The 15,828-nt window shown below is 46.3% G+C and carries 14 protein-coding genes and 1 riboswitch; of the genes, 11 read left to right on the top strand and 3 right to left on the bottom strand.

Features of this window, described 5'->3' with window-relative positions:
* Nucleotides 1–19 precede the first annotated feature (19 nt).
* The gene (gene trxA, locus MKX41_RS19630) at nt 20–337 is read left to right on the top strand and encodes a thioredoxin (RefSeq protein WP_042130884.1); all 318 of its coding nucleotides are present in this window, start codon (nt 20–22) and stop codon (nt 335–337) included.
* 121 nt (nt 338–458) lie between these two features.
* Complete coding sequence (uvrC, locus tag MKX41_RS19625; protein ID WP_339267016.1) at nt 459–2,411, top strand: excinuclease ABC subunit UvrC; 1,953 nt, start codon at nt 459–461, stop codon at nt 2,409–2,411.
* A gap of 88 nt (nt 2,412–2,499) precedes the next feature.
* Here the strand turns inward: uvrC and MKX41_RS19620 are convergent, their stop codons facing one another.
* The gene (locus MKX41_RS19620; RefSeq protein ID WP_340972738.1) at nt 2,500–4,185 is read right to left on the bottom strand and encodes a CPBP family intramembrane glutamic endopeptidase; all 1,686 of its coding nucleotides are present in this window, start codon (nt 4,183–4,185) and stop codon (nt 2,500–2,502) included.
* Nucleotides 4,186–4,499: 314 nt separating this feature from the next.
* A riboswitch (cyclic di-AMP (ydaO/yuaA leader) is annotated at nt 4,500–4,681 on the top strand.
* A gap of 134 nt (nt 4,682–4,815) precedes the next feature.
* Here MKX41_RS19620 and MKX41_RS19615 point away from each other — a divergent pair.
* Both MKX41_RS19615 and MKX41_RS19610 read left to right on the top strand, forming a co-directional pair.
* Nucleotides 4,816–6,111 (top strand): TrkH family potassium uptake protein, encoded by a 1,296-nt coding sequence (locus MKX41_RS19615; RefSeq protein WP_149645076.1) that lies wholly within the window; start codon nt 4,816–4,818, stop codon nt 6,109–6,111.
* Between the two features lie 13 nt (nt 6,112–6,124).
* Nucleotides 6,125–6,793 carry a potassium channel family protein gene (locus MKX41_RS19610; RefSeq protein ID WP_042191554.1) on the top strand — a complete coding sequence of 223 codons (669 nt, stop codon included), beginning with the start codon at nt 6,125–6,127 and terminating at the stop codon, nt 6,791–6,793.
* Between the two features lie 71 nt (nt 6,794–6,864).
* Here the strand turns inward: MKX41_RS19610 and MKX41_RS19605 are convergent, their stop codons facing one another.
* Nucleotides 6,865–7,767 carry a LysR family transcriptional regulator gene (locus MKX41_RS19605; RefSeq protein WP_340972737.1) on the bottom strand — a complete coding sequence of 301 codons (903 nt, stop codon included), beginning with the start codon at nt 7,765–7,767 and terminating at the stop codon, nt 6,865–6,867.
* Nucleotides 7,768–8,168: 401 nt separating this feature from the next.
* Between MKX41_RS19605 and MKX41_RS19600 the strand changes: the two genes are divergently transcribed.
* From MKX41_RS19600 to MKX41_RS19570, 7 genes are all read left to right on the top strand, one after another.
* Entirely contained in the window at nt 8,169–8,834 is a 666-nt protein-coding gene (locus MKX41_RS19600) for a succinate dehydrogenase cytochrome b558 subunit (protein WP_340972735.1), read from the top strand.
* Between the two features lie 68 nt (nt 8,835–8,902).
* Nucleotides 8,903–10,645 carry a succinate dehydrogenase flavoprotein subunit gene (gene sdhA / locus MKX41_RS19595; RefSeq protein ID WP_339243418.1) on the top strand — a complete coding sequence of 581 codons (1,743 nt, stop codon included), beginning with the start codon at nt 8,903–8,905 and terminating at the stop codon, nt 10,643–10,645.
* Nucleotides 10,646–10,720: 75 nt separating this feature from the next.
* Nucleotides 10,721–11,485 (top strand): succinate dehydrogenase iron-sulfur subunit, encoded by a 765-nt coding sequence (sdhB, locus tag MKX41_RS19590; protein ID WP_042130877.1) that lies wholly within the window; start codon nt 10,721–10,723, stop codon nt 11,483–11,485.
* 188 nt (nt 11,486–11,673) lie between these two features.
* The gene (locus MKX41_RS19585; protein WP_076300337.1) at nt 11,674–12,465 is read left to right on the top strand and encodes a DUF3891 family protein; all 792 of its coding nucleotides are present in this window, start codon (nt 11,674–11,676) and stop codon (nt 12,463–12,465) included.
* Nucleotides 12,466–12,484: 19 nt separating this feature from the next.
* Nucleotides 12,485–13,429: a metallophosphoesterase gene (locus MKX41_RS19580; protein WP_340972734.1), complete on the top strand. Its 945-nt coding sequence runs from the start codon at nt 12,485–12,487 to the stop codon at nt 13,427–13,429.
* Between the two features lie 31 nt (nt 13,430–13,460).
* Complete coding sequence (locus MKX41_RS19575) at nt 13,461–14,003, top strand: GNAT family N-acetyltransferase (protein WP_340972733.1); 543 nt, start codon at nt 13,461–13,463, stop codon at nt 14,001–14,003.
* 173 nt (nt 14,004–14,176) lie between these two features.
* A complete protein-coding gene (locus MKX41_RS19570; protein ID WP_340972731.1) occupies nt 14,177–14,917 on the top strand; it encodes an NADPH-dependent oxidoreductase in 741 nt (246 codons plus the stop codon).
* Between the two features lie 99 nt (nt 14,918–15,016).
* Here the strand turns inward: MKX41_RS19570 and MKX41_RS19565 are convergent, their stop codons facing one another.
* Nucleotides 15,017–15,826 (bottom strand): histidinol-phosphatase, encoded by an 810-nt coding sequence (locus MKX41_RS19565; RefSeq protein WP_076300334.1) that lies wholly within the window; start codon nt 15,824–15,826, stop codon nt 15,017–15,019.
* Nucleotides 15,827–15,828: the final 2 nt, after the last annotated feature.

The following is a 15,828-nucleotide window of genomic DNA, read 5'->3' as shown; positions in this document are numbered from 1 at the left end:
TTAGAGGAGGAACAATATCATGGCTATCGTGAACGTGTCTGACCAAACCTTCAGTAACGAAGTGGAAGGTCAAGGTACTGTAGTAGTAGACTTCTGGGCTCCTTGGTGTGGTCCTTGTAAGATGATTGCTCCAATCTTGGACGAATTGTCCGCAGAACTGGGAGACAGCGTGAAGATTGCAAAATTGAATGTGGATGAGAATCCGGAAACGGCTTCCCGTTTTGGCGTGATGAGTATCCCAACCCTGATCTTCTTCAAAGACGGTCAACCGGTAGATAAAGTTGTGGGATTGAACTCCAAAGAATCCCTGAAAAATATCGTAGCTAAACATCAATAATTGTTAAATGCTACTGTTCGGGCCTCGGCCCTGCCGCTCAGCGCCTTCGGTTCATTCCGGAGGCGTTTTGTGTGCTGAATGCCAATTAATTATGGGTCCAATTTAGCTGGAGGGGATCATTTTGGACAATATCCGCAACAAACTGGCTCTATTACCCGACCTGCCCGGGTGCTATCTGATGAAGAATGAAGAAGGCACCATTATTTATGTGGGTAAGGCGAAGGTGCTTAAGAACCGGGTTCGTTCTTATTTTACAGGCAGTCATAATGGTAAAACTCAGCGGCTTGTCGCTAACATTGCTGATTTCGAATATATTGTTACGTCCAGTAACATGGAAGCGCTCATTCTCGAGTGCAATCTGATTAAGAAGCATATGCCGCGTTATAACGTACTTCTGAAGGACGATAAGACATTTCCTTATATCAAAATAACGAATGAAACTCACCCTCGGCTTGAAGTCACACGCCGGGTGATTAAAGATAAAGCAAAATATTTCGGCCCTTATCCTAATGGTTATGCTGCACAGCAAACGAAAAAGCTCCTCGATCGTATGTATCCGCTCCGTAAATGTGGCGTAATGCCAAAGGAAGTCTGTCTTTACTATCACATGGGCCAATGCTTGGCGCCGTGTGAGAAGGAAGTGCAGAAGTCCGAGTATGAGCAGATTACGCAAGATATCGCTGCTTTTCTGAGCGGAGGTCATGATGCGGTTAAGAAGGATCTACAGCAGAAGATGCAGGAAGCTGCTGAGGAATTATATTTTGAACGGGCGAAGGAACTGCGGGATCAGATTATCCATATTGATGCATTGATGGAGAAACAAAAGATTAACACCACAGATACTAAGGATCGTGACGTATTTGGTTATGCGGTAGACAAGGGATGGATGTGTGTACAGATTCTGTACATGAGACAAGGGAAGATGATTCAGCGCCACTCCTCTGTCTTTCCGTTCTATGGGGAAGCCTACAGTGACTTTATGTCTTATGTGACGCAGTATTACAGTGATAATCCTGCTCTGCCGCAGGAGATTCTTCTGCCGGATGTGCTTGACGAGGAAGCAGTGGTTGATAAAGAAGCTAAACCGGCGATTGTCATTGCTGCTCCAGCCGAAGAAGATCTACAAAAGGGGGAAGATACCCCCGAATCGCCTGAAGAAGTTGAGGCCCGTGAAATGGCCGCTGCGGAAGCATCAGCAGCAGGTGTCGTTGATGCTGCAGGTGGCGCCTCTATTCTACAGGAGTGGCTCGGCACCAAAGTGCTAGTTCCACAGCGTGGCCTCAAGAAGCAGATGGTCGGTATGGCCTGCCAAAATGCTACAGTCGCAATCGACGAGAAGTTCCGGCTTATTGAACGAGATGAAGTACGTACCTCTGGTGCTGCAATGAGCTTAGGCGAGAGCTTGGGGCTCGAACGCTTAAGCCGGATCGAGGCGTTCGATAACTCGAATATTCAAGGGACTAATCCGGTTTCTGCGATGGTTGTCTTCATTGATGGCAAGCCCGCACGAAAAGAGTATCGTAAATATAAGGTTCGTACGGTGGTGGGTGCGGATGATTATGGAACGATGCGCGAGGTCATCCGGCGGCGGTATGAACGGGTGCTGAAAGAGAACCTGCCGATACCAGATCTTATCGTAGTCGATGGTGGTAAAGGGCAGATATCCTCAGCTATTGATATTCTGGAGAACGAGCTGGGGTTATTCATTCCGGTCTGTGGTCTCGTTAAGGATGATAAGCATAAGACGGCTCAGCTTTTGGTTGGAGATCCGCCAGAACCTGTCGCTTTGGCTCGGGATAGTCAGGAATTTTATCTGTTGCAACGGATTCAGGATGAGGTGCATAGATTCGCCATCACCTTCCACCGTGAACAACGTGGGAAGTCCATGGTTACTTCTAAACTGGACTCCATACCAGGTATAGGCGAGAAGCGGCGCAAGGCGCTGCTTAAGCATTTCGGATCACTAAAGAAAATTAAAGAAGCCTCCATAGAGGATTTTAAATCACTTTCTATTGGCGAAAAGCTGGCTAGTCAAATTCTTGAGGCGCTCAAGGATGAAGAGCCAGCGACATAGGCATTCGAAATACTGGAATGATGTATACGTAAATATAAAAAAGGTGTCACAGCAGTTTTCTGCTGTGACACCTTTTTTAATTATAGGTTTAAATTACAGATGTAGGTTCAACCGGCTTAGGTTCTGATTTCTGCGGTGGATTAAACCGATAGACGATGTAGGCGACTATGAACGGCATGATAATCGCGAAGATACCAGCCCCTACATTCACGCTTTCCTTCATAAAGATCAGCGTAGCGCCCATCAGAATGCTGTCAAACACGACGTGACTGAACATGACGGCAATAAAGCCGTAACGAAGGAATATATAGCTAAAGAGCAAACCGATCACGGTCAGCTCAATAGGACGGGAACTGATGGGGTAGATCGGATACAGCGTATGGCCAAACGCCCAAACCAGCGTGGTGATCAGGCAAGCAATGAACGTGCTACGGAATACTTTTTTCAACATAGGAATTCCGAAAAAACGATAAATGGCTTCCTCGGATAAACCAGCGAGCCATGCAACGATGGGCAGCAGCCAAGCATATCTCATGTTGTAAGGAGATTGAGTAGCGTCAGTAGTGGACCAGTTCTGCAAGGTAAGTGATAATACGATGAACATAAGGGTCTGCACCCCTAGCAGCACGAATGCCCAGACGTATCCAGCCCGGATACTATCCAGAACATATTTTCCATAGCCAGGCTCTTTAGCACGAGGCCATGGGTTCATCCCCTCTTCTTTTTTCCATAGGCCGTCCCCTCCAACTAAAGAAAAATAGAGCAGGGAGGACATTAGGAGGCTATATAAGGCATAAATGATGAACATTATGACGGAAGTTATCTGAGCCTCGAGTCCTTCGCCTGAGGATTCAGGGAGCATATTATAGGTGCTGATCATCATGATTACAAAATAAGCTGAGCTTAGGAATATTCCACGCTTAAAGGAGGTATGTTCTCTTCTAAGTATGCTGTAGATGAGTGCCAGAATTCCTAAAGCTAAAGTAGGCAAACCGTAGCCGAATAAAGTAAACTTTTCCGCGAGAGAGGTCTGGTCCTTTACATAGGAGGTATGCCAGGCTGGAGCGGTGAATCCTGCTTTAAAGCTGGATACCTGTTCGCCAGTGAAATCGAAATAATAGTGTAGTAAGGATTCGCCGATCTGAACGGAACGATCTGTATACACGAGCCCGTAGTTTCCCGTATTCGATTCAATTTGCAGCTTGGCGGGATTTACATCCCATTCCTGAAGCCAGGGACGGGCAAGATTTTCTTTTTGTGCAAGTGATAAGGTAGTACCCTTGTCCTCTTCTATTGCACTGGTGGATACATTGTTTGGTAATACGGTACCTGATCCTTCTGCACCTTGTGTGAAAGCGACAACTGCACCAGTATACATATTGAGGTCAACAGAGATCAGTGGCTCTTGTTCCGCTGAAGGACTAAGTGTTACACGAAAGATGTCAAAAGGATATCGTTGATCCAATTTCTTTTTTGTATAGTCCTCCAAAAGCTTCTCGCGGGACATATAACCATAAAAGGAAGAGTCCGTATCGTACAGTACATTCCACTGATCGGTTGGTGCTTTGGTGTAGTTCAGCTTTTGTTCTGCGAATGATATGGCTTTGTCGCGGGCTTCCGCCTTGCTGATGACAGTAGTATCTTCCCCGGCAGGGCTATTTAGCACCGAGGGAGCAATTTGAAACATAATAAATAGAATAAGACCGATAATGCCCGAGATGATGAGCCTCTTGGAGAGGGCACGTTGCTGTAAGGGCTGGCCAACGGGATTCATGTAACGCCTCCTTGTAAACTGACAATGTTATGTTCCATTATAGTATTAGTGCCATGATAGTTACAAAAATCATCGTATATTCTTTTTATGGGTAATAGAGATATTATAGAATAGGTAGCTGAATATATACCATGAATTTAAGGTGATTATTTCTTCATTTTTCATGAAAATCGATGCAATTGCAGGGAAAACACGGAAAAGTGATGAGAAAAGGCACTCTTAGTGGTACATCCTCTCCAAACCGCATTTTTCATATGAATCACCATTAATAGTGTCTTTGTGATTTATCGAAATAACATATATAATTTGTATGCAATTGTATATAGCCGAATTTCAGGTGAAAACGGGGGAACCATAAGAAGTAATGAAAAGATGAGTATACGCCATAGGCGTTGTCTTTATTCATCAGGGGTGAATTTCGTTCTAGGAACGAATAGGGCAGCCTGCACAGTCCGAATCCGTCAGCTAACCTCGTAGGCTAATTTACTGCAGGAACCAAGGGTAGCATTGGTTTTCCAGTGCTTTTTTTGTTGGAATTCTTTAAATTTTGATAAGAGGGTGAGCGTAGTGGCTTCACAGTTTCGCAGGGTTTCTGAATCAAAGTTCCTGAAGCTCTCTCCGCCTCAGATTATGGTGCTTGGTTTTGCATCGATCATTCTGATTGGAGCCTTGCTGCTTATGCTTCCCATTTCAAGTACCAGTGGGAATGTTGTGAGTTTTATTGATGCGTTGTTTACTGCAACATCGGCCACCTGTGTGACAGGACTTGTGGTGCTGGACACCGGGACGACATTCACCATTTTTGGGAAAACCGTAATTATGGTGCTTATCCAGGTTGGTGGCTTAGGGTTTATGACAATGGCGACCTTATTTGCCATGATGATGAAACGCAAAATTTCCTTGCGGGACAGACTGATCCTTCAGGAAGCAATGAACCAAGGCTCTATGGAGGGGATTGTTCGACTGATCCGGAGAGTACTTATTTATTCCTTGGTCATCGAAGGCTGTGCAGCGGTGCTTCTGTCCTTACGCTGGGCGTTTGATATGCCACTGGGAAAGGCCATTTATTTTGGAATATTTCATGCGGTGTCTATGTTTAATAATGCTGGATTTGATATTTTCGGGGATTTCCGGAGTTTAACCGATTATGTATATGACCCGCTAGTGAACATCGTGGTGATGTTTCTGATTGTCTCTGGCGGTATTGGTTTTATTGTCATGTCGGATCTGGTGGAGTTTCGTGTCAAACGTAAATTATCTTTGCATAGCAAAGTTGTACTCTCCACCACTGCAGGGCTTATTCTTATCGGCGCTTTGGTTATTTTTATATTTGAATTTACGAATCAGCGCACACTGGGGAATTTAAATTTCGGCGGCAAAATATTATCGGCATTCTTTCAGTCGGTATCGCCCCGAACCGCTGGCGCCAATACGGTGGATATTGCCGGACTGCGGCAAGCCTCACAGTTCTTTATGGTTATTCTTATGTTTATTGGTGCATCTCCAGGATCAACAGGTGGCGGGGTCAAGACTACAACCTTTACGATTATGATTGGTGCAGTAATCGCGATGCTGCGCGGACGTGAAGATGTTGTACTGTTCCGTTACCGATTGGCGCAGGAGCGTATCTATAAAGCGTTGACGTTAACATTACTCGCTTTGCTATTGGTCCTCACGGTGTCGATGTTACTGTCCACAACAGAGGATAGTAATTTCTTAGCGATATTATTTGAGACGACCTCAGCTTTTGCCACGGTGGGACTAACCATGGGGCTGACACCTGAACTGTCTATCTTCGGCAAGATTCTGATCTGTCTGACCATGTTTGCAGGTCGGCTAGGTCCATTAACATTAGTGTATGCGCTTGGACCTAAACAGGGTAAACCATTGTATAAGCACCCAGAAGGTAAAATAATTATTGGATAGGAGTTAATCCGAAATGAAAGCACAGCAATTTGTAGTAATCGGTTTAGGCCGCTTTGGCTCAAGCCTTGCACTTGAGCTGATGGAAATGGGCTACGAGGTGCTCGGCATTGATCACCATGAGGAGCGTGTGGAGGAAATGAGCGATCACCTGACGCATGCGGTAGTGGCTGATGCTACAGATGAAGGAATTATGCGCTCGCTTGGCGTACGGAACTTTGACTGTGGGATTGTTGCGATTGGCGACAATATGGAACGAAGTATTCTGGCGGCGATTTTGTTAAAAGAGATTGGAGTCAAGCAAGTAGTAGCCAAGGCGATCTCGATCCTTCATGGTCGTGCGTTGTCCAGGCTGGGCGTGGACCGGGTTATTTTTCCGGAGCGGGATATGGGCATTCGTGTAGCACATCAGCTCGTGACACCCAATTTGCTGGATTATATTGAACTGTCCAAGGATTATAAAATCGTCGAGCTGACCGTTCCGTCTTGCATGAACGGGAAAAGCTTGTCAGATTTAAATACAAGAGCGAAATATGGCTGCAGTATTGTTGCCCTGAACCGGGAAAGTGGAATTATAGTGGCTCCAACGGCACATGATCATTTGAGTGAGGGCGACGTTATGGTACTTATTGGTTCTAATGAAAGTATTGATCGATTTGAGGATGAAGTTGTAAACCAAGATTAAATAGATAAGCCCTCCGTTCTTTACATGGGACGGAGGGCTTTTTTAATTAAGGCTGCACGCAGAGGTATGTACTATTTCTCTCGTTCCGTCAGAAACATCTCTTCTGTGACCTGCACGAGGCTGCGGGCCGCTGTGCTAAGACTCCCATCGTCACGGTAAATCAGACAGGTAGTTCGCTGAGTCTGCTCCAGCTCCTTAATATGCAAAGAGACCAGGCCACCGCCGTTTAACAGCTGCGGACGCAGATAAGACTTGGGCAGTAACGCTGCCACATTGACTGTCGGCAGCAGCCGCACGATGGCTTCGAAGGAGTCAATCTCCATCCGAACGTCTGGATCAATTCCACAGCGCTGGAACAGATCGTCTGTTAGACGGCGGTACCAGGTGCCTTTGGAGAAAAGGATCATAGGCAGTCGGGACAGATCATCCATGGTTAGCTTGACAGATTGATTCAGAGGATGATGCTCAGAAACAACCAGTCGAAGTTGATCCTCAAACAGAGAAATACAGCGCAGTCCAGGTTCTTGAATAGAGGAAGCGATCAGACCTATATCTGACTTTCCTTCACTGACAGAGGAGACAATTTCATGTGTTCGGCCTGTGATTAGCTTCAGCTCCGCAGTTGGGTATTTCTCCATATATGCGTTAACTAGTGGAGGCAGAGTAGTCTGCAGTGAGGTAAGTGACGCTCCTAAGGTGACGAGCTTAGGCTCGCCTTCTTTGTATTTAGACAAAGCCTCCAGAAATTTAGAGCGCTGCTGCCGTTGTTCAAGTGCGTAGGAATAAGTAAGACGTCCAACCTCGGTTAACTCCAGTCGCTTGCCATAACGATTAAATAGCGCGACACCCAGCCGTTCTTCCAGCTTGGAGATTTTACGAGATAGGGCAGGTTGGGACAGATTGAGCTGGCGGGAGGCCCGATTCAAGCTGGAGTGCTCCACAACCGCTGCAAAAACATCTAAATCGTCAAACATATTTATGTTCCTCTCGTAGTGCAATCTATAAACAGTAGTGACGAAATTCATAGCCATGAAGACAATACTTCTTGCTCCATAAGGAAATAAAAGATGTGTCGGAAAATGTTGTTTCTCTAAATGAGAATTATTATCATATAAAATCTATTCTTATGCGTTTATTGTATAACGTTTAATAATTAGATTGCAATTCCCTTATAAGGGAAAAAGGAGTAACATGAAAAGTGACACAAGATATTCACATTTTGTGAAAAAGAAAACAAAGTCCGGGAAACCAAGGATAGCGGTAAATATAGACGTTTTGTCTTGACATAGTCTACGTTATCCTGTGTCAAATGTAGTTCCGGCGGTGAATACACAATAATGAAAACGCTGTTTTAATCGGAAAGGGGTTACTTTGTATGAAAGGATTTTATTCCAGAAAGATTCATTCCTTGCTAGGCGTTATCCCGCTTGGAGCTTTCTTCATTGAGCACATGATGACGAATTTTGCGGCTGTAGAGGGTGGCGCTTCCGGTTTCACTGACAGCGTGATATGGCTGAATAGCCTGCCGCTTGTCTTCTTCCTGGAATTGTTCGGTATATGGCTTCCTCTGCTGTACCATGGCGTATACGGACTGTATATTGCCTATCAATCCAAGCCGAACTTGAACCGTTTCAACATTGAAAGAAACTGGCGTTATACGCTGCAACGTATTACAGGAATTATTACCTTTATCTTTATAGTCTGGCATTTGTTCCAAACCCGGGTTCAGGTGGCAGTTGGTAGTGTAGAGCATGAAGAGCTGGGCGGTCTGATGCATGATATCGTGACTCAACCACTGATGTTGACACTGTACATTATCGGTATCGTTGCAGCATGCTTTCACTTCTCAAACGGCCTATGGTCTTTCTTGATCAGCTGGGGAATCACGGTAGGACCTCGTTCACAGCGGGTATCCTCTTACCTTTGTCTCGGTATATTTGTTCTTGTAACGTTTATGTTCCTCATTTCGCTAGTCACTTTCCGCGATGCTGAATTTCAAACCGCAGCTTCCGTAGCTCAGTCCATAAAGACTTTCATCTAAGTAATTATCCTCTCAGGACTAGATTCCAGAATCCTTTCTGATATTTTCAATAAAGGGAGTGAACTATCATGGCAACAGCAAATATCATTATCGTGGGTGGCGGTCTGGCCGGCCTGATGGCTACCATCAAGGCGGCGGAGTCCGGTGCGCATGTTCAATTATTCTCATTAGTGCCTGTAAAAAGATCACACTCCGTTTGTGCGCAAGGCGGCATTAACGGCGCGGTAAATACGAAAGGGGAGGGCGACTCCCCTTGGGAGCACTTCGACGATACCGTTTACGGCGGTGACTTCCTGGCGAATCAGCCACCGGTCAAGGCGATGTGTGAAGCAGCACCGGGTATCATCCACCTTATGGACCGGATGGGCGTAATGTTCAACCGCACACCTGAGGGATTACTCGACTTCCGTCGTTTCGGCGGAACGAAGCGTCACCGCACTGCATTTGCTGGCGCAACGACAGGCCAACAGCTTTTGTATGCGCTGGATGAGCAGGTGCGCCGCTGGGAGTCCGAAGGTCTTGTAACGAAACGTGAGAACTGGGAGTTCCTCTCGGCCATCATCGACGACGAAGGCGTATGCCGCGGCATAAGTGCCCAGAATCTCAAGACGATGGAGATTGAGACTTTTCCTGCAGACGCTGTTATTTTGGCTAGCGGCGGGCCGGGTATTATTTTTGGTAAAACAACGAACTCCGTAATTAATACGGGTACAGCAGCAAGTGCAGTGTACCAACAGGGCGTACATTATGCCAACGGAGAATTTATCCAGATTCACCCAACGGCTATTCCGGGAGATGACAAGCTCCGCTTAATGTCGGAATCAGCACGTGGTGAAGGCGGCCGCATCTGGACTTATAAAGATGGAAAGCCGTGGTATTTCCTTGAAGAGAAATATCCAGCCTACGGTAACTTGGTGCCGCGCGATATTGCTACACGTGAGATTTTTAATGTGTGTGTGGATCAAGGGCTGGGCATTAACGGTGAGAACATGGTGTATTTGGATCTCTCTCACAAGGACCCGAAAGAGCTGGACGTGAAGCTTGGCGGGATTATTGAAATTTACGAAAAATTCATGGGGGATGACCCTCGTAAAATACCGATGAAAATCTTCCCGGCTGTGCACTATTCCATGGGCGGTATGTGGGTTGATTACAACCAAATGACAAACATTCCTGGTCTGTTTGCGGCAGGCGAATGTGAATACCAATATCATGGAGCGAATCGTCTAGGCGCTAACTCTCTGGTATCTGCCATTTACGGTGGTATGGTTGCTGGACCAAAGGCTGTTGAATACATCAAAGGTCTGAAGAAATCGTCACAAGATATCTCTTCTTCTGTCTATGATAGCTTCCACAAAAAGCAGACGGACAAATATGAGTCTCTGCTAGCGATGTCAGGTACAGAGAATGCTTATGTGATTCACAAGGAACTGGGCGAATGGATGACCGCCAATATGACGGTTGTACGGCACAATCCGAAGCTGGAAGCGACCATTGGCAAAATCAAAGAGCTTAAAGAACGCTATCGCAATATCAATATGAACGATACGTCACGCTGGAATAACCAAGGTGTAGCTTTCACCCGTCAGCTATGGAACATGCTGGAGCTGTCCGAAGCGATGACACTGGGAGCGCTTATGCGCAATGAGAGCCGCGGCGCTCATTACAAGCCGGAATTCCCGGATCGTAATGATGAGGAATTCTTGAAGACCACGAAAGCAGCTTGGACTGCAGACGGTCCGCAAATCTCTTACGACGAAGTCGATGTCTCACTGATCCCTCCACGGGTCCGTGATTATTCGAAGGATTAATCTTTCCCAGCAGTGAAACAGCTTGCGAGGCAAGCTTAATGAAATAAAATTAGGCAATTTGAGGAGGGAACCATTATGGCGGAAACTGCTACAGCTCCCAAAAACGTAAAGTTTATCATCACCCGCCAGGACGATCCACAAAGCTCATCTTATGTTGAGGAATTTGAGCTCCCTTATCGTCCGGGTATGAATGTAATCAGTGCTTTGATGGAAATTCAGCGTAACCCTGTGAATGCCAAAGGTGACAGCACCGTTCCGGTATGCTGGGATTCCAACTGTCTAGAAGAAGTATGCGGAGCTTGCTCGATGGTGATCAACGGCAAACCTCGCCAAGCCTGCGCAGCGCTTATAGACAATCTGGAACAACCTGTACGCATTGAGCCAATGAAGACATTTCCGGTGGTGCGTGACTTAGTGATTGACCGTACCCGGATGTTCAACGCACTTAAACGAGTAAAGGCCTGGATTCCAATCGATGGTACGTATGACCTTGGGCCGGGACCACGTATGCCGGAGAAGAAACGGCAGTGGGCTTATGAATTATCTAAGTGTATGACTTGCGGCGTATGCTTGGAAGCTTGTCCGAATGTCAACGAGAAGACGGATTTCATCGGACCCGCAGCCATCTCTCAAGTACGCCTGTTCAATGCTCATCCTACGGGTGAAATGAATGCGGATGAAAGATTGGACGCATTGATGGAAGATGGCGGTATTGACGGTTGTGGTAACTCACAGAACTGTGTGCGCGCTTGTCCAAAAGGTATTCCTCTTACCACCTCCATTGCAGAAATTAATAAGCAGACGACAAAACATATGTTCAAACGCTGGTTAGGTGTGTAATAAGTAGTACCGCCGGATCTTTAATATTGAGCTATCCTCAATGGTGGATTTATATTCGCTGAGGATAGCTTTTTTGTTTATAATTGGTAGGGAATAGGAAATTCGTCTAGCTCAGAAGAATGAATAGCATATGCTATAATATCCATTGTTAACGTACGTTAGGTGTGGAACAACAGGGAGGAATAATCGTGATTTGTCGGGAGCATGATGGAGCAATTGTAATGGTTAAACAGCATGATCACGGGAAGTTAGCTGGAGAGCTTGCCATTTGGTTTAAGGAAGAGCATGTGCCAGAAGAAGGACGCCGGGATGAGGTGCTTTGGGCGGTAGCTGAACATGACCGGGGCTGGATTGATCTGGATGAGACGCCCTTTTGGAACGATGCGGAACACGCGCCTTACAGCTTTATTGATTTTCCTGTAGTGCCGAAGCTGACCTTTTATAAGCGAGGACTTGATGAGATCGAGGCGCGGACACCTTACGGAGCGCTTTTGTGCAGCTTGCATTTTGAACGACTCATTAAGATTTCGGGACTGGATTATCCAGAACTGACTTTATATCAAGAGCATGAAGAGGAACGTAGATCCCGTATTCACCGAGAACTGGAAGTATCTAAACCGATTGGTGAGGATGAGCTGTATTATGATGCCCGTCTTTTGGAATTCTGCGATGACTTATCTCTATATTTGGCTTTAAATGAACCGGGTAGCCCGAAATCTGAGGAGCATCCATGGTGGCGTGAAGGATTCTCTGGCAGTGAAGATTTCAGTTTTACGTCAGGTCGTACGATAACCGTGGAGTGGAAAGATAAGTCAACGTTAGTGCTGGATCCTTTTCCCTTTCAGAAGACGGTGGAAGTAGCCTTTATGCTGAAACGAGTCCAACAATCAGAAATTGCTAAGAGAGGCATCGCACCCGCATACCGTGATACGCCAGAGGAAGAATGTCGAATTGTACTGACGGCTCTAAACGAAAGCTGAAGGGAAGGAGAAACTCCGTATGAAGATACAATCGTCTGGGGCTTCTCCCAATAAGAAAAATAATCATTCAGGTAAAGACATCCACTCTAGCGCCTCTGGACGTCAATCTAAGGGCAAGACAACAATGACCCGCCGGCAATTCCTGGTTCGAGGTGCGGCTACTGTAATCGGCGCAGGCTTGCTCACAAGTGGTTACGCTTGGCAAGGGGAGCCCAACTGGATTCAGGTTACTAAGCTGAAGTTGTCCTTTAAAGATATTCCCTCTGCTTTTTCAGGCATGAAGGTTGTCCATTTCAGTGATACTCACCTTGGGTTTAATAAGGATGCCCGTGATCTGGCTCGACTTGCAGAGCGTATCGCTAAGGAGGAACCGGATCTTATATGCTTTACAGGCGACATCGTGGACAGCAACCCTGAGGATCTTGTAGATGCCATACCTGTATTGGCAGAGCTGAATGCTCCACTAGGAAAATATGCGGTGCTAGGCAACCATGATTTCAAGAATACGAAGCGGATTATCGAGTTGTTTACATCTGCTGGGTTCCGGGTGCTAAGGAATGAATCTTATCTTCTAAAAAGAGGCGGGACAGTTATGGCTGTGACCGGACTGGATGATCTGCTGCATGGCGAGCCTGACCCTGTGAAGGCACTCAAGGGTGTGCCTGCAGGAACCTTTACCGTTCTGATGATGCATGAACCGGATTATGCTGATATAGCAGAGGCTCATTCATTTCACCTACAGCTATCCGGGCACAGCCATGGAGGACAGATTCGCCTGCCGTTTGTAGGTGCGCCATTCACCCCTTATGGGTCTCAAAAGTACATAAATGGATTGTATTATACAGATACCAAGCGCATGCCAGTGTATGTGAATAGAGGTTTTGGCGAAACAGTCATGCCTTTTCGTTTTCTATGTAGGCCTGAATTAACGGTGCTGACATTGCACCATTCATCGGATGAATAGGCTGATATTTTAGCTGCATGGAGGAGAGAGTATGAGCACTTATGAGGCAGTATCGTTCCAGACGCAACAAGGTATGGCGGTTGACCTTAGGATGATTCCGCCCGAGGATGCTTGTCATTTGCAGCAACTGCTCTCCCACCCAGAAGTGCAGGCTCATATTCAAATACGCACCGGAGCTGGATCAGACCTTGCTCAGGTGGATAAGCTGGTGAACCGGATGTTATTCGCATTCGATCCTTGCGCGTTACATGCGGGTATCTATTTGAAGGAGCAGCAGAAGTTGATCGGTATTGTTGCTTTACAGCATTGGAACCGCCGTGAGGGCAAGGCCACTTTAGGATATATGCTAGACCCGGTGTACTGGGGAGGCGGATTGGCGACAGAGGCGGTTGGCTTATTTTTAAATTACAGTGTTCATACGCTTGGAATCACGCGGATCGAAGGGCGCTGCCGAGGAGATAATATTAGATCCGAACGTGTGATGCTTAAGAACGGCATGATGCTGGAGCGAGTGATGCCCAGAGTAGGCTCCTTGGACGATGTAATGAAAGTATTCACATTGTTACACAAATGAAATAATGCCGTTATGAAACTCTAACAGTGTCCGGTTAAACTAAGTACATGACCCCCTTTTAAAAATATACTGCTTTGGGACCCGATGATTCGGGTCCATTTTTTTTGTCAGACCTAATCCGATCGTTTATGATTAACAAACAGTCGAATGAATTGAGAAGGAGGCGTAATATTTTGAATGATGTAATACAGACGTTAATGAATCACCGTTCTTTCCGGCAGTATTCTGATCTACAAGTGGAGCCGGATAAGCTAAAGATAATGATCGAATCGGCCCAAGCAGCGCCCTCATGGGTTCATGGACAGCAGGTCTCCATTATAGCTATCAAGGATCCTGCACGTAAGCAGCAGCTTTCGGTCTTGTGCGGCAATCAGAAGCATGTAGCAGCAGCCCCCATCTTTCTGGTGTTCTGCATGGACTTCTATAGAGCGAAATTAGCAAGTAAAATGGAAGGCAAGTCTTTTGAAGCGGTAAAAGATGTAGATGCTCTGCTCGTTGGAGCTACAGATGTTGGTATCTCAGTGGCTAACGCGATTGCAGCGGCAGAATCCATGGGACTTGGGATCATCCCTATTGGGGGTGTCCGGCGCAATACAGCACGCGTTATTGATCTGTTGAAGCTGCCGGAGTACGTATTTCCTATCGTCGGGCTCTGTGTTGGATATCCAGCCGAAGAGACCGCACAGAAGCCGCGGCTGCCGCTGGAAGCGGTGTTTCATGAGGAACAATACAATCCGGATGTGGAAGGCCTCCTGGAGGCGTATAATCAAACCCACCATGAATATTTGCAGCAGCAGGGATTAACGGAGAGAGATTGGACGAGCACGATTGCTCATTTTTACGATATCAACCCGGAATATGGGGATGCGAAGCGCACACTGAAGCAGCAAGGGTTTACCTGCGACAACCTATAAATAAACGACAATGCACCAAGCGGAGATTGGTTTAACGGAGGGTAACCCTACCCCTAAACCAATAACGCTTGGTGCATTTGTTCGAAATATAAGAAATCTTTACAGTGAAACTTTAATTTTCTCGCGCTGCTTGTAATAAACCCAATGTGTAAAACCTATCGCTTTTAGCTGTGCAGCTACCGCATCTAGGTCTTCTGCGACTCGGGACGGCTTATGCGCATCCGAACCGAAAGTAACCTCAACGCCAAAATGATGTGCACGCTCCAGTATATCTTCTGAGGGATACCAACCGCCAACCAGCTTGGTTCCGCCTGAGGTATTAATTTCGATCGCCACGCCGCATTCACTAATTACTTGCAGACAGTCATCAATTGGCTTTGGAGCAGGGATTTCTGAAAAAGCAGGATAATTTCCCTTCATCGCATCAATGTGTCCGAGAATTTGAAACATGCCACTGCGGGCGGAATCAGCAATCAATCGATAATAATCAGACTTCACACGAATCTGTTCATTTTTGCTAAGCCCTTTCCAGCGACCCTTGTTAAAGATACTGACGCCACCAACACTATGTACCGATCCAATCACATAATCAAAAGGGTAGGCGGATAATGTTTTGCGGTAAAGCTCGGCATGCTCAGGGAAGTAGTCTGATTCAATACCTAGCAGAACGTCGATTACACCTTCGTATTCTTTTTTGAGGGAGAGGACTTCCTCAACATAGTTTGAGAATTCGGACTTACCCATAGCAATTAGAGGAAAAGCTTGCTCGGAAGGGCTTCCGAAATATGGGGTGTGATCAGAAATGCCTATTACCCCTAAACCTGCTGAAATTCCGGCTTCGATATAATCTCTAATCGTTCCATTAGCATGGCCACAGCGAAAATGATGTGTATGCAGGTCAAATTTCATCA

Origin of the sequence: Paenibacillus sp. FSL R5-0475, assembly GCF_038004585.1 — a bacterium.
Lineage (GTDB): Bacteria > Bacillota > Bacilli > Paenibacillales > Paenibacillaceae > Paenibacillus_AQ.
Note: the sequence above shows the minus strand (reverse complement) of the source record. Positions and strands in the feature narration are given on the sequence as shown.

Coding starts and splice junctions, on each gene's coding strand:
- trxA (WP_042130884.1), top strand. CDS start 20: ATGGCTATCGTGAACGTGTCTGACCAAACCTTCAGTAACGAAGTGGAA.
- MKX41_RS19620 (WP_340972738.1), bottom strand. CDS start 4,185: ATGAATCCCGTTGGCCAGCCCTTACAGCAACGTGCCCTCTCCAAGAGG.
- MKX41_RS19615 (WP_149645076.1), top strand. CDS start 4,816: ATGGTGCTTGGTTTTGCATCGATCATTCTGATTGGAGCCTTGCTGCTT.
- MKX41_RS19610 (WP_042191554.1), top strand. CDS start 6,125: ATGAAAGCACAGCAATTTGTAGTAATCGGTTTAGGCCGCTTTGGCTCA.
- MKX41_RS19605 (WP_340972737.1), bottom strand. CDS start 7,767: ATGTTTGACGATTTAGATGTTTTTGCAGCGGTTGTGGAGCACTCCAGC.
- MKX41_RS19600 (WP_340972735.1), top strand. CDS start 8,169: ATGAAAGGATTTTATTCCAGAAAGATTCATTCCTTGCTAGGCGTTATC.
- sdhA (WP_339243418.1), top strand. CDS start 8,903: ATGGCAACAGCAAATATCATTATCGTGGGTGGCGGTCTGGCCGGCCTG.
- sdhB (WP_042130877.1), top strand. CDS start 10,721: ATGGCGGAAACTGCTACAGCTCCCAAAAACGTAAAGTTTATCATCACC.
- MKX41_RS19580 (WP_340972734.1), top strand. CDS start 12,485: ATGAAGATACAATCGTCTGGGGCTTCTCCCAATAAGAAAAATAATCAT.
- MKX41_RS19575 (WP_340972733.1), top strand. CDS start 13,461: ATGAGCACTTATGAGGCAGTATCGTTCCAGACGCAACAAGGTATGGCG.
- MKX41_RS19565 (WP_076300334.1), bottom strand. CDS start 15,826: ATGAAATTTGACCTGCATACACATCATTTTCGCTGTGGCCATGCTAAT.